Origin of the sequence: Zemynaea arenosa, assembly GCF_004614185.1 — a bacterium.
In the GTDB taxonomy this organism is placed as follows: Bacteria; Pseudomonadota; Gammaproteobacteria; order Burkholderiales; family Burkholderiaceae_D; genus Telluria; species Telluria arenosa.
The window spans coordinates 14017-27016 of record NZ_SPVF01000142.1 but is presented as its reverse complement, the minus strand read 5'-3'; the positions used below and the strand labels follow the sequence as shown (position 1 = coordinate 27016).

Sequence of the window (13000 nt, the reverse complement as noted above, 5' to 3'; positions counted from 1 at the left end):
TGGACTAGATGCGCTTCCGCTTCCGCCCCGCCCCCGATCCCAACGCTCGCCGGAAGCCACGCACCACCGCGTGGCCGATGGTGTTCGCCGCCCTCGCGGGGGGCCTGAGCCTTTTTTCGTTCGCGCCCTTCGGCTGGTGGTGGCTGCAGTTCCCGCTGCTGGCCTTCCTGTTCTACCAGGTCGGCATCGATGCGAATACGAAGCGCGCCGCCTGGATCGGCTGGGCCTATGGCCTGGGCTGGTCGGTGGCGGGCATGCACTGGCTGTACATCGCGCTCACCCGCTTCGGCGGCCTGAATCCCATCCTCGGCGCCATCGCCATCCTGCTGCTGGGCGCCTACATGGGCATCTATGGCGCGGTCGCCACGGGCGTCGCGTCCTGGCTGCGGACCAAGTGGTCACTCAAGGTCAAGCCCTTCCTGCTGCTGGTTCTGCCCGTGATGTGGGGCGTGAGCGAATGGCTGCGCGGCTGGGTGTTCACCGGCTTTCCGTGGGCCGCTTCCGGCTATGCGCATAACGACGCGCCCCTGGGCGGCTTCGCACCGATTCTCGGCGTGTACGGCATCGGCGTGCTGGCCGCGCTGTGCGGCGCCTGCATCGCCATGCTCACCCAGCGTTCCCGCATGTGGGGCATCTCGATCTTCGCGATCGTGATCGCCACCGGCGCAGGGCTGCACACCTGGCAGTGGACCCAGCCCGCCGGCCAGCCGATCAAGGTGCGCCTGCTGCAAGGCGATATCTCGCAGGACGAGAAGTTCGACGAGCGCCACCTGGTGCAGGCGCTGGACCTGTACCGCAACATGATCACCGAGGCGCCCGCGGACCTCATCGCCACGCCCGAAACGGCCATCGCCGCCTTCCCGCAGCAGCTGCCGGTCGGCTACCTGGCCAGCCTGGCCAACTACGCGCGCTCGACCAACAGCGCCATCATCTACGGCATCCCCTTCGCGGACAGCCCGACCCATTTCGCCAACTCGGTCGGCGGCTTCGCGCCGAACGGCCAGACCTACCGCTACGACAAGCACCACCTGGTGCCCTTCGGTGAATTCATCCCCACCGGCTTCCGCTGGTTCACCGACATGATGGCCATCCCGCTGGGCGACTTCTCGCGCGGCGCGCCGGTGCAGGCGCCGTTCGCGATCAAGGACCAGCGCGTGCTGCCCAACGTCTGCTACGAGGACGTGTTTGGCGAGGAGATCGCCCAGCAGCTGCGCGAGGCGCCGCAACCGGCCACCCTGCTGCTCAACGTCTCCAACCTGGCGTGGTACGGCGAATCGGTGGCGATTCCACAGCACCTGCAGATCTCGCAGATGCGGTCCCTGGAAACCGGCCGCCCGATGCTGCGCTCCACCAACAACGGCGCCACCGCCGTCATCGATGGCCGTGGCAAGGTCCAAGCCAAGCTGGCTTACTACACGCGCGGCGTATTGACAGCCAGCGTGCAGGGCATGGCGGGGAGCACGCCGTACATCCGCTTCGGTAACGCCCTGTTCCTCGGCCTCGGTGCGCTCGCCCTGCTGGGGGCCTGGTTCTCCGCGCGCCGCGCCCGCGCCTGACCTGCCCTGCCAAGCGAAATCCCTGCGGCCGGCCACGGCCGCGGGATGCTAAAATTGGCCGATTTGCAAACCCATTCATGCCCCGCGCCGAACGTGCGCGGCGCCCGACACCGATGCTCACTTTCCAACAAATCATCCTGACGCTGCAAGCCTACTGGGACAAGCAAGGCTGCGCCCTGCTCCAGCCCTACGACATGGAAGTCGGCGCCGGCACCTTCCACACCGGGACCTTCCTGCGTGCGATCGGCCCCGAGCCGTGGCGCGCGGCCTACGTGCAGCCTTCGCGCCGCCCCAAGGATGGCCGCTACGGCGAGAACCCCAACCGCCTGCAGCACTACTACCAGTACCAGGTGGTGCTCAAGCCTGCGCCGGAAAACATCCTGGACCTGTATCTCGGTTCGCTGGAAGCCCTCGGCCTGGACCTGAAGCAGAACGACGTGCGCTTCGTGGAAGACGACTGGGAGTCGCCGACGCTGGGCGCCTGGGGCCTCGGCTGGGAAGTGTGGTTGAACGGGATGGAGGTGACGCAGTTCACCTACTTCCAGCAGGTCGGCGGCCTCGATTGCAAGCCGGTGCTGGGCGAGATCACCTATGGCCTGGAGCGCCTCGCGATGTACCTGCAGGGCGTGGAAAACGTGTATGACCTGGTGTGGACCGAGTGGGAAGAAAACGGCATCAAAAAGAAGCTGAGCTACGGCGACGTCTTCCACCAGAACGAAGTCGAACAGTCGACCTACAACTTCGAGCACGCCAACACGGAGCTGCTATTCGCGCAGTTCGCGAACCACGAGTCGGAAGCCAAGCGCCTGATCGAGCTGGAACTGACCCTGCCCGCGTATGAGCAGATCATGAAGGCCTCGCACAGCTTCAACATGCTGGACGCGCGCGGCGCCATCTCCGTGACCGAGCGCGCCGCCTACATTGGCCGCGTGCGCACCCTGTCGCGCCTCGTCGCGCAGGCTTATTACGACTCGCGCGAAAAGCTGGGCTTCCCCATGCTCCCGAAGACCGACGCTCCCGCTGCTGCCTGAATACAGAATAACGAATCATGAACCAGACCCTCCTCGTCGAACTGTTCACCGAAGAGCTGCCGCCCAAGGCGCTGGCCAAGCTGGGCGCGGCCTTCGCGTCCGGCATCGTCAACGGCCTGAAGTCGCGCGACTTCCTGGAAGCCGACAGCGTCGCCACCTCCTACGCGAGCCCGCGCCGCCTGGCGGTCTCCATCACCAATGTGCGCGGCACCTCGCCCGACAAGCAGATCCGCGAAAAAGTGCTGCCGGTGTCGGTGGCACTGGACGCCGAAGGCAAGCCGACCGCACCGCTGGCCAAGAAGCTGGCTGCCATGGGCCGCGCCGACATGACCGTGGACCAGCTGGAACGCGCGCAGGACGGCAAGGCCGAGAGCTTCTTCCTGAATTACACCGCCGCCGGCAGCGCGCTCGCCGTCGGCCTGCAGCCGGTGATCGAGGACACGCTGGCCAAGCTGCCGATCCCGAAGGTGATGAGCTACCAGCGCCCGGACGGCGCGACCGTGCAGTTCGTGCGCCCTGCGCACGCGCTGATCGCGCTGCATGGCGAAGCCGTGGTGCCGGTCTCGGTGCTTGGGCTGGATGCCGGCCGCCACACCTACGGCCACCGCTTCCTGTCACACGGCGGCGCGATTTCGATCGCGCACGCCGACCAGTACGCGCAGACGCTGGAAAGCGAAGGCAAGGTCATTCCCGCAGTGGACGCGCGCAAGGAAAAGATCCGCGCTTCCCTGCTGGACAAGGCCGGTGCCGACCAGGCCCTGATGCCCGAATCCCTGCTGGACGAAGTCACCGCCTTGGTCGAATGGCCGGTGGTCTACGAGTGCCACTTCGAGGAAGAGTTCCTGGCCGTGCCGCAGGAATGCCTGATCCTCACCATGCAGACCAACCAGAAGTACTTCGCGCTGACCGATGCGAATGGCAAGCTGCGTTCGCGCTTTCTGATCGTCTCCAACCTGCAGACCGACGACCCGCGCCACATCATCGGCGGTAACGAGCGGGTGGTCCGCCCGCGCCTGTCCGACGCCAAGTTCTTCTTCGAGCAGGACAAGAAGAAGACCTTGGAATCGCGCCTGCCGCAGCTGGCCAATGTCGTCTACCACAACAAACTCGGGACGCAGGCCGAGCGCACCGTGCGCCTGGAGAGCATCGCCGGCGGCATCGCCCAGCGCCTGGGCTACGACGTGCAGCTGGCCGAACGCGGCGCCCTGCTGGCCAAGGCCGACCTGCTGACCGACATGGTCGGCGAGTTCCCCGAGCTGCAAGGCATCATGGGCACCTACTACGCCCGTCACGACGGCGAGGACGAAGAGGTCGCGCTGGCCGCGTCCGAACACTACCAGCCGCGCTTCGCGGGCGATGCCCTGCCCGCCACCAACACCGGCACCGCCGTCGCCTTGGCGGACAAGCTGGAGACCCTGGTCGGCATCTGGTCCATCGGCCTGCAGCCGACTGGCGACAAGGACCCGTTCGCGTTGCGCCGCCACGCCCTTGGCGTGCTGCGCATGCTGGTCGAGAAGCGCCTCCCGGTGGGCATCAGCGAGCTGCTGGCCATCGCGCACGACCAGTTCAAGGAGCGCGCCGGCTTCACCGATCCGACCGCGGACGTTACCGCCTTCATGCTGGACCGCCTGCGCGGCATGCTGCGCGACCGCGGCTTCTCGGTGAACGAAGTGGAAGCCGTGCTGGCGCAGAATCCGGACCGCCTGGACGACATCGTGCAGCGCCTGGAGGCCGTGCAGGCCTTCGCCGCGATGCCGGAATCCGCATCGCTGGCCGCCGCCAACAAGCGCATCACCAACATCCTCAAGAAGACCGAGGTGGAAGTGGGCGGCGTGAAGACGGAGCTGCTGCAGGAACAGGCCGAGAAGAACCTGTACGCCGCCATCGAGCGCGTGAAGCCCTCCGTGGACGCCGCCTTCGCGCAGGGCGACTTTACCGGCACGCTGAAAACCCTGGCCCAGCTGCGCGACGACGTGGACGCCTTCTTCAATGACGTGATGGTCATGGCCGACGACCTCGCCCTGCGCAACAACCGCCTGGCGCTGCTCTCGTCCCTGCACGGCATGATGAACCGCGTCGCGGACATCTCCAAACTGGCCGCGTAAAGGAATACGAAACGACCATGAAGATGATCATCCTCGACCGGGACGGGGTCATCAACCACGATTCGCCGGAGTTCATCAAATCTCCGGGCGAGTGGATCCCCATTCCCGGCTCGCTGGAAGCGATCGCCCGTTTGAACCAGGCGGGCTACCGCGTGGTGGTGGCGTCCAACCAGTCCGGCCTCGCGCGCGAACTGTTCGACATCACCACCCTCAACGCCATCCACCACAAGCTGCACTCCAGCGCCCAGCAGGTCGGCGCGCAGGTGGATGCGATCTTCTTCTGCCCGCACGCCGCAGTCGACAACTGCGACTGCCGCAAGCCCAAGTCCGGCATGTTCGAGGAGATTTCCAAGCGCTTCAAGATCAGCCTCAAAGGCGTGCCCACGGTCGGCGATTCGCTGCGCGATTTGCAGGCCGGCTTCGTGAGCGGCTGCGTGCCCTACCTGGTCCTCACTGGCAAAGGCCAGAAGACCTTCGAGACCGGCGGCCTGCCGCCCGGGACGCAGGTGTTCCCGGACCTCGCCGCGATGGTCACTTCGCTGCTCAAGGTGCAGGCCGCGGCCGCGCACATCCCCATCTGATTCACTTTTTAACGGAGACGCCACTTGCGTAACGCCGCCCTGTTCCTGCGTTCGTTCTTGTTTGTCACGATCATGGTCGTCGCGACCGCGACCTGGGTTTGGGTGTGCCTGCTCGCTGCGCCCTTCAAGTACAACACGCGCTACTGGGTGACCTCGCGCTGGAACCACTTCTGCATCTGGCTGGCCAAAGTGCTGTGCGGGATCCGCTACGAGATCAAGGGATTCGAAAACCTGCCCGATACGCCGGCCATCCTGCTGTCCAAGCACCAGTCGGCGTGGGAGACGGTCTTCATGATCAAGGCCATGCCGCGCCCATTGGTCTACGTGTTCAAGCGCGAGATCCTGTGGATCCCCTTCTTCGGCTGGGGCATGGCGCTGCTGCGCATGATTCCGATTAACCGCTCACAGGGCCGCAACGCCTTCCAGCAGGTGGTCACGCAAGGCAAGCGCCGTCTCGCGGATGGCCAATGGATCATCATGTTCCCCGAAGGGACGCGCATCCCGGTGGGGCAAAAAGGCAAATACAAGTCGGGTGGCACGCGCCTAGCCGTCGAAACCCGTACCGCTGTGGTACCGATTGCATTAAACTCGGGCGAATGCTGGCCGAAGAACTCTTTTGTGAAGCGGCCAGGCGTGGTGACGGTCTCCATTGGCAAGCCGATATCGCCAGAAAACCACACCGCTGAGAGTCTGATGCAAGAGGTGGAAAATTGGATAGAATCAGAAATGCGCGTCATTTCGCCCCACGCCTACAGCGCTGGTTGAACGGCGGAGTGGGCGCGCAGATTCAAGACCTCACGCAGCCCGCACCATCCCCTCGCTCAATGACATCACCCAAAGTCCAAGGCACCCAGCTCGAACTCTTCGCCCAGGATTTCTTCGCTTCGCTCCCGACCCCGGCTGTCGCTCCCGCGCCGCCGGCCCCGCTGTTCAAGGCACCGCCGCGCGTCCAGCCGAATCCTCCGGTCATCGTTCCGCCGGCGCAGGTCCCCGAGGCCCCGCCGCGGCGCATGATCGCACTCGGATCGCAATCGGTGGAATACGTGCTGCAGCGCTCCGCGCGCCGCTCGATCGGCTTCACCATCGACGATACCGGCCTGCGCGTCACCGCACCGAAACGCCTCGCGCTGGCCGATGTCGATAACGCGATCCGCGCCAAGCAGCGCTGGATCCTGACCAAGCTGCGCGAGCGCGGAGAACGCAAGGCCAAGCGCGACGAACAGCCCATCACCTGGGTGGACGGCGCCAAGCTGCCCTACCTCGGTGGCGAGATCACGCTGCGGTTGGAGACGGCCGCGCGCAGCCACTGCTGGTTCGACAAGACCTTGAATGAATTGAATGTGGGCGTACCACCCGGCTTGCAGGAATGGCAGCTGGTGGAGCGCGTGCGCCGCTGGTTCGAGCTGCAGGCCAAGACGCTGTTCAAGGAGCGCCTGGACTTCTATGCGCCGCAACTGGGCGTCCAGTACAACCAGTTCACGCTGACCTCCGCCGGCACGCGCTGGGGTTCGTGCACGGTGGAGCGCAACATCCGCCTGAACTGGCGTTTGATTCACTACCCGTTGTCGCTGGTCGACTACGTGGTCGCGCACGAACTGGCGCACATCCGCGAAATGAATCACAGCCCGCGCTTCTGGGCCGCAGTGGCCGAAGTCTATCCGGACTACGACGGAGCCAAGGCCGCCCTGAAGAAGCGGTCGGCCGAGCTGCCCGTCGTTTTCCCTTAAGCCTTCAATTCCTTAGCGCGCGGGGCGCGGCGGCGGCACCAGCTGCCCCGTGCCCGAGCCGAAGCTCACCGGCGATTGGGCCGCCATCCAGGCAAACACCGCATACACGGCCGCCGTCTGGTTGATGCGTGCCGGTTCGATCTTGTCGAAAGTGTCGTCCGGCGTGTGGTGCAGGTCGAAGTAGTCGTGCCCGTCCAGCGTCAGGCCAAAGCTCGCGACACCGTTCGCTTTCAGGATGCCCATGTCAGGCCCCGGATTGCCGTTGTTGTCGCCCGCCTTCACGTTCAGCGGCGCCAGCACCTCCTGCATCTGCTTCACCACCGGCAGCGCGGCCGGGACCACGAAGGAATTCAGCGCCAGGATCGGACCCTGGCCTTCGTCCGATTCCGCCGCCGCGTGGATCTTCTGCAGTTCGTTCTTGTGCGCCTCGTAGTACGCCCGGCCACCGATCAGGCCCTGCTCCTCGTTCGCATACGCGATCACGCGGATGCTGCGCTTGGGCTTCAGGCCCTGGCGCTTGATCATCTCGGCCGCGCTCATGGTGATGGCCACGCCCGCGCCATCGTCGACCGCGCCGGTGCCCAGGTCCCAGGAATCCAGGTGGCCGCCGATCAGCACATATTCGTCCGGCTTTTCGCTGCCCGTCATTTCGCCGATCACGTTGTAGGAGGTCGCGGTGCCCTCCATGCGGCCGCCCAGCGTCATCTTCAGCGTGACTGGTTTGCCGCGTGCGATCATGCGGGCCACCAGGTCCGCGTCCGAGTTGGACATGGCCGCTGCGGGCAATTGCGGGAGGTTCGGCTGGTAGCGCATCGCACCGGTGTGCGGGAAGCGGTGGCTGTCGGTGCCCACCGAACGGATGATCACGGCAATGCCGCCCTTCCTGGCGGTCTCGGACGCGCCGTTGGAGCGGCCCGCCTGCACCTTGCCGTAATCGTGATCGTTCTCCATCTTGTGGTCGATGAAGACGATCTTCCCGCGCACCTTGTCGGCCGGAGCGTCGACCAGTTCCTTCAGATTCGCGAAGCGCACCAGCTCACCGGTCACGCCTTCCTTCGGCGTGCCGACGGACATGCCGAGCGACGTGATATGCAGCGGCTGCGGGAACGGCGCGGTGATCTCCGCAGTCTCCTCGCCGCGCACCCATTTCGGGAACGTCACCGGCTCTTTCCACACCTTGTCGAAACCGAGCGCCTTGAGCTTGGCCTCCGCCCAGGCCACCGCGCGTGCATCGTTCGGGCCACCGGCCATGCGCGGGCCGACCTCGGTGGTCAGCGATTCGAGGATCTGGTAGCTCAGGTTTCCGGTGCGCGCCGCATCGCGCAGCGCAGCCGCGGCCTGCAGGTCCTGCGCGGAGAGCGTATCCGCCGCCTGTGCGGAGAACGCGAAGAAGATGGCGGCACCTAGTAAAGACGTTTTGGACAGCATGCGTGTTCTCCGTTTTTATCAAAGCGTGAAAAACGCTAGATTAGCAGAGCTGGAGCGGATTGGCTGGTCATCGCCTATGATGAGGTTTTGCGAACGACACGGAGACCTCATGCAACTGATCGGCAAGCTCGATTCCCCTTTCGTGCGGCGCGTCGCCATCACCCTGCGGCTGCTGGAGCTGGACTTCGAACTGAAGCAGGTCTCGACCGTGTCCGGGTATGACCAGTTCAAGGTCTTCAATCCGGTCGTGAAAGCGCCGACCCTGGTGTGCGACGACGGCATGGTGCTGATGGATTCGAGCCTCATCATCGACTACCTGGAGCACATCGCGGACCAGTCGCTGCTGCCGGATGGTTCGGCCGAACGGCGCCGCGCGCTGCGCCTGATCGGGCTCGCGCTAACGGCCTGCGAGAAGGTCAACCAGGTGGTGCAGGAGCGCCACCTGCGGCCGCGCGAACTGCAGTACGAGCCGTGGGCGCAGCGCGTGATGGAACAATTGATGGCGGCGGTGTCCGCGCTGGACAGCGAGATTGCGCGCCATCCGTTTGGCGGCATCCTGGACCAAGCCTCCATCACCACTGCCGTGGCCTGGGGCTTTATGCAGCAGAACCTGGGAGAGGCCGTGCTGCCGGCGGCGTTTCCAGCGCTGGCTGCGCATGCGGCGTGGGCCGAGCAGCAGACGGTGTTTGACGAGACCCGTCCTTAAGCGCGCGCTCGACCACCAGCACGGGTGCATCGACCGAAATCGTCTTTTGCTCCGTGCGCGCCTGCACCACTTTGAGCGCAACCTCCTTGTTCGAGGTGACCTTGCGCGGGTGCAGGAAGAAGAACATGAGGCACTCCCTTACTTGAGCCAAGGCTGCAGCAGATCCAGCGTGCGCGCGGTGGCGCCGCGATGCTGGGCCGCGAAGGCGGCGGCGTTGCGGCCCATGGCCTCACGGGCCGCGTGGTCGCCGAGCAGGCGCACGGCTTCGGACATCAGCGTGCGCGCATCCGGCACGCGTTCCGCACCACCTGCGGCAAGCGCATCTTCCGTCGCCTGAGCAAAGTTGAAGGTGTGCGGACCGACCAGCACCGGCTTGCCCAACGCGCAGGCCTCGATCAGGTTCTGCCCGCCCAGCGGCAGCAAGCTCCCGCCGATGTAGGCGCACTCGCAGGCGCTGTAGTACGCAAACATCTCGCCCATCGAATCGCCCAGCACCACGTCGAAAGCCGCAGCATCGCCGGGCAGCTGCGAGCGGCGCGCCAGCGACAGGCCGCGTGCCTCGACCAGGATGGCCACTTCGTCAAAGCGCTGCGGGTGGCGCGGCACCAGCAGCAGCAGCGGGCGCACCGCCGGGTCCACGCCCACATACGCATCCAGGATCAGATTCTCTTCGCCCTCGCGCGTGCTCGCGCACAGCAGCACATGACGCTTGCCGAGTCTCTCGCGCAGCCAGGCGCCCGTCTCCAGCGCCTGCGCCGGGATGACCACGTCGAATTTGATGCTGCCGGTGACGCCCACCTGCGGCGCGCCGAGTGAACGGATACGCTGCGCATCGGCCTCCGTCTGCGCCGCGACCACGGTGATGGCGCGCGCCGCGTCGCCCATCAGGCGCCCGAAGCGCTGGCCGCGGCGCAGCGAACGCTCGGAAAGCCGCGCGTTCACCAGCGCCACCGGCACGCCATGCGCCGCGCAGCCTGCGATCAGGTTGGGCCAGACCTCCGTCTCCATCAAGATGCAGATCGCGGGCGCAAAGTGGCGGATGAAACGCCCGACCATGAAGCCGGTGTCGTACGGCAGGTAGGACTGCACCACGCGCGCACCATGCTTGGCGAAGACGCTGGCGCCGGTGGCGCGGCCGGTCGGCGTCATGTGCGTCAGCACGATGTGGCTGTCCGGGTAGGCGCGCAGCAGCGCATCGACCAGCGGCTCGGCCGCGCGGGTTTCGCCCACCGACACGGCGTGCACCCAGATCGCGCGCCCCGGCGGTTGACGGCGGGCACCATAGAATCCAAGGCGCTCGGCCCAGTGCGCGCGGTAGCCCGGCTCCTTGCGTCCGCGCCACCACAGGCGGCCCAGCACCAGCGGGAGGGCCAGCCACCACATGAACGAATATACGGTCGAATACACAGTTCGCATGATCAGAGCAGCGTGCGGACCGCAGCCAGCACGTCGTCCACCGACGGCGGGGCGCCACTGTCGCCCAGGTTGATGATGCGGTCCGACCAGTTGCCCTCGGTCTTCCAGCGCGGCGAGTCGCAATAGATCTCGATGGTCGGGCGCACAAAGGCCGCCGCGATGTGGGTCAGGCCGGTGTCCACGCCGATGGCCAGGCTGGCATAGCGGGCCACCTGCACCGCATCGTCCATGGACAGCTTGGGCAGCACGCGCGCATTCGGCAGCTGCGCGGCCAGCGCCTCGGCGTCCAGCTTCTCCTGCGCCGAGCCCCAGGGCAGCAGCACCGGCATCGGCGCCAGTGCCTGGCCAACGGCGATCCAGTTCGCGTCCGCCCACTTCTTGGCGGCGCGTGCGGTCCCGTGGAAGAACACAGTGTAGTCGGCAGGAGGCACGAAGGCCGGGCGGGTGCCGCGGCTGGGCGGCGGCAGGCCGAAGTCCGCGGGCTGCGTCAATTGGTAGCCCAGCGCTTGCGCGGCCAGCAGGCGCCCGCGTTCGACCGCGTGCGCGCGCTTGGGCGTGCCGTAGCTCCTGGTGTGAAAAATGCGCGAGACGCCTTCATAGCCCGAGGTCTCGGTGCCGTTGGCAAAGCCGATCTTGTTGCGGCCATGGGCACAAGCCATGATGATGCCGGTCTTGATCAGGCCCTGCGCATCGATCACGTAGTCGTAGGTTTCTTCGCGGAGGGTGCGGAAGAAGGCCTTGATCTCGGCGCGCGTCGCCGCGTCGCCCAGGTTCTTGCGCCAGCGGCGCAGGCCCCACGGGATGATCTTGCGGACATTGGAATTGAGCCCGACCAGGCTCACGTAGCCCTCCTCCACCACCCAGTCGATGACCGCGTCGGGATAGTGGCGGCGGATGTCCGCCACGATCGGGAGGTTATGCAGCACGTCTCCGAGAGAGGAGACGCGCACCAGCAGGATTTTCAAAATCGGCTCGATGCCTCAGAACGGAAGCTTGGCGTCTGGCTTGGCCGCCACGATCACGCGCCGGAACTCGCCCTGGATGCGGCGCAGCGCTTCCGGCGTCTCGGCCTCGAAGCGCATCACGATCACCGGGGTGGTGTTGGACGAGCGGGCCAGGCCAAAGCCGTCCGGGTATTCCACGCGCAGGCCGTCGATGGTGATGATCTGCTCCGAACCGGGGAAGGTCGCGCCGGCGCGCAGCTTGTCCATCAGCTCGAAGTTCTCGCCTTCGGCCAGATGCAGGTGCAGCTCGGGCGTGCTGTCGGACTGCGGCAGCGCGTTCAGCACCGCGGACGGGTGCTCGTAGCGGGTCAGCAGTTCCATCATGCGCGCACCGGAGTACAGGCCATCGTCAAAGCCGTACCAGCGGTCCTTGAAGAAAATATGGCCGCTCATTTCGCCGCCCAGCGGGGCGCCGGTTTCCTTCAGCTTGGCCTTGACCAGCGAGTGCCCGGTCTTCCACATCAGCGGCTGGCCGCCATGTTTGGCGATCCACGGCGCCAGGTGGCGCGTGCACTTCACGTCGAACAGGATCTGCGCGCCCGGATTGCGCTCCAATACGTCGGCCGCGAACAGCATCATCTGGCGGTCCGGGTAGATGATGTGGCCATCCTTGGTGACCACGCCGAGACGGTCGCCATCGCCGTCGAAGGCGATGCCGATTTCGGCGGCGGTGTCGCGCAGGCAGTTGATCAGGTCCTGCAAGTTCTCAGGATGCGCCGGGTCCGGGTGGTGGTTGGGGAAGGTGCCGTCCACTTCGCAGAACAACTCGATCACCTCGCAACCCATGCCACGGAACAGCTGGGGCGCGAAGGCACCGGCCACGCCGTTCCCGCAGTCGACCGCGATCTTGATCGGGCGCGCGATCTTCACGTCGCCGAGGATGCGGTCGATGTAGGCCTGGGTAATGTCATGGGTGGCGTAGGAGCCGCGCACCACGGCGGTACTGCCATCGTGGCTGCGAATGGTGTCGTACAGGCCCGTGATGGCGTCCCCGTAGATCGCTTCGCCGGCCAGCACCATCTTGAAGCCGTTGTAGTTCGGGGGATTGTGGCTGCCGGTGACCATGATGCCGGATTTCGTATCCAGCACATTGGTCGCGTAGTAGACCATCGGGGTGGCGACCACGCCCAGGTCGATTACGTCCACGCCCGCGCTTTGCAGGCCGTCCGCCAGCGCGCTGGCCAGCTCGGGGCCGGACAGGCGGCCATCGCGCCCGATCACCACCTTTTTCTCGCCCTTCTTCAGTGCCGCGAGGCCGAATGCGTGGCCGATTTTTTTGGCGACGCTGCCGTCCAGCGTGCTGCCGATGACGCCGCGGATGTCGTAGGCCTTGAAGATCGAGGGAGAGAGTGGAAGCATGGGAGGGATCGGGGAAAGTACGAGACCCGGTGATTGTAGCGGCAAGCGGGTCGTGTGGGAATGACAACCCGCTTGCGTGCCGGGGCC

The 13000-nt window shown here is 65.9% G+C and carries 11 protein-coding genes; 7 read left to right on the top strand and 4 right to left on the bottom strand.

Annotated elements, in window-relative coordinates; translation table 11 throughout:
* Positions 1-8: 8 nt before the first annotated feature.
* The 6 genes from lnt (at position 9) to E4L96_RS11280 (ending at position 7000) form a co-directional block, all read left to right on the top strand.
* Entirely contained in the window at positions 9-1556 is a 1548-nt protein-coding gene (lnt, locus tag E4L96_RS11305; protein WP_229414405.1) for an apolipoprotein N-acyltransferase, read from the top strand.
* A 113-nt stretch (positions 1557-1669) separates the two neighbouring features.
* Positions 1670-2587, top strand: coding sequence for a glycine--tRNA ligase subunit alpha (gene glyQ, locus E4L96_RS11300; protein ID WP_135207322.1), 918 nt, complete (start codon positions 1670-1672; stop codon positions 2585-2587).
* A gap of 17 nt (positions 2588-2604) precedes the next feature.
* A complete protein-coding gene (glyS, locus tag E4L96_RS11295) occupies positions 2605-4692 on the top strand; it encodes a glycine--tRNA ligase subunit beta (RefSeq protein ID WP_135207321.1) in 2088 nt (695 codons plus the stop codon).
* Between the two features lie 17 nt (positions 4693-4709).
* Complete coding sequence (gene gmhB / locus E4L96_RS11290) at positions 4710-5273, top strand: D-glycero-beta-D-manno-heptose 1,7-bisphosphate 7-phosphatase (protein WP_135207320.1); 564 nt, start codon at positions 4710-4712, stop codon at positions 5271-5273.
* A gap of 24 nt (positions 5274-5297) precedes the next feature.
* Positions 5298-6038 (top strand): lysophospholipid acyltransferase family protein, encoded by a 741-nt coding sequence (locus tag E4L96_RS11285; protein WP_135207319.1) that lies wholly within the window; start codon positions 5298-5300, stop codon positions 6036-6038.
* A 59-nt stretch (positions 6039-6097) separates the two neighbouring features.
* Positions 6098-7000 carry a M48 family metallopeptidase gene (locus E4L96_RS11280; RefSeq protein WP_135207318.1) on the top strand — a complete coding sequence of 301 codons (903 nt, stop codon included), beginning with the start codon at positions 6098-6100 and terminating at the stop codon, positions 6998-7000.
* 12 nt (positions 7001-7012) lie between these two features.
* Here the strand turns inward: E4L96_RS11280 and E4L96_RS11275 are convergent, their stop codons facing one another.
* On the bottom strand, positions 7013-8428 hold the full coding sequence (locus E4L96_RS11275) for a M20/M25/M40 family metallo-hydrolase (RefSeq protein ID WP_135207317.1): 1416 nt from the start codon (positions 8426-8428) through the stop codon (positions 7013-7015).
* Positions 8429-8537: 109 nt separating this feature from the next.
* Between E4L96_RS11275 and E4L96_RS11270 the strand changes: the two genes are divergently transcribed.
* Positions 8538-9134, top strand: coding sequence for a glutathione S-transferase family protein (locus E4L96_RS11270; RefSeq protein WP_135207316.1), 597 nt, complete (start codon positions 8538-8540; stop codon positions 9132-9134).
* Between the two features lie 138 nt (positions 9135-9272).
* On the opposite strand, the gene waaA is transcribed toward E4L96_RS11270, so the two are convergent.
* The 3 genes from waaA to E4L96_RS11255 are packed head-to-tail and all read right to left on the bottom strand — an operon-like array spanning position 9273 to position 12913.
* Positions 9273-10550: a lipid IV(A) 3-deoxy-D-manno-octulosonic acid transferase gene (gene waaA, locus E4L96_RS11265; RefSeq protein WP_229414403.1), complete on the bottom strand. Its 1278-nt coding sequence runs from the start codon at positions 10548-10550 to the stop codon at positions 9273-9275.
* Positions 10551-10552: 2 nt separating this feature from the next.
* Entirely contained in the window at positions 10553-11515 is a 963-nt protein-coding gene (waaC, locus tag E4L96_RS11260; protein WP_135207315.1) for a lipopolysaccharide heptosyltransferase I, read from the bottom strand.
* A 15-nt stretch (positions 11516-11530) separates the two neighbouring features.
* Positions 11531-12913: a phosphomannomutase/phosphoglucomutase gene (locus E4L96_RS11255; protein WP_135207314.1), complete on the bottom strand. Its 1383-nt coding sequence runs from the start codon at positions 12911-12913 to the stop codon at positions 11531-11533.
* Positions 12914-13000 lie beyond the last annotated feature (87 nt).

Excerpts from the sequence above, each read along its gene's own strand:
- E4L96_RS11280 (WP_135207318.1), top strand. The coding sequence starts at position 6,098 with ATGACATCACCCAAAGTCCAAGGCACCCAGCTCGAACTCTTCGCCCAG.
- glyQ (WP_135207322.1), top strand. The coding sequence starts at position 1,670 with ATGCTCACTTTCCAACAAATCATCCTGACGCTGCAAGCCTACTGGGAC.
- E4L96_RS11255 (WP_135207314.1), bottom strand. The coding sequence starts at position 12,913 with ATGCTTCCACTCTCTCCCTCGATCTTCAAGGCCTACGACATCCGCGGC.
- waaA (WP_229414403.1), bottom strand. The coding sequence starts at position 10,550 with ATGCGAACTGTGTATTCGACCGTATATTCGTTCATGTGGTGGCTGGCC.
- glyS (WP_135207321.1), top strand. The coding sequence starts at position 2,605 with ATGAACCAGACCCTCCTCGTCGAACTGTTCACCGAAGAGCTGCCGCCC.
- E4L96_RS11275 (WP_135207317.1), bottom strand. The coding sequence starts at position 8,428 with ATGCTGTCCAAAACGTCTTTACTAGGTGCCGCCATCTTCTTCGCGTTC.
- lnt (WP_229414405.1), top strand. The coding sequence starts at position 9 with ATGCGCTTCCGCTTCCGCCCCGCCCCCGATCCCAACGCTCGCCGGAAG.
- gmhB (WP_135207320.1), top strand. The coding sequence starts at position 4,710 with ATGAAGATGATCATCCTCGACCGGGACGGGGTCATCAACCACGATTCG.
- E4L96_RS11270 (WP_135207316.1), top strand. The coding sequence starts at position 8,538 with ATGCAACTGATCGGCAAGCTCGATTCCCCTTTCGTGCGGCGCGTCGCC.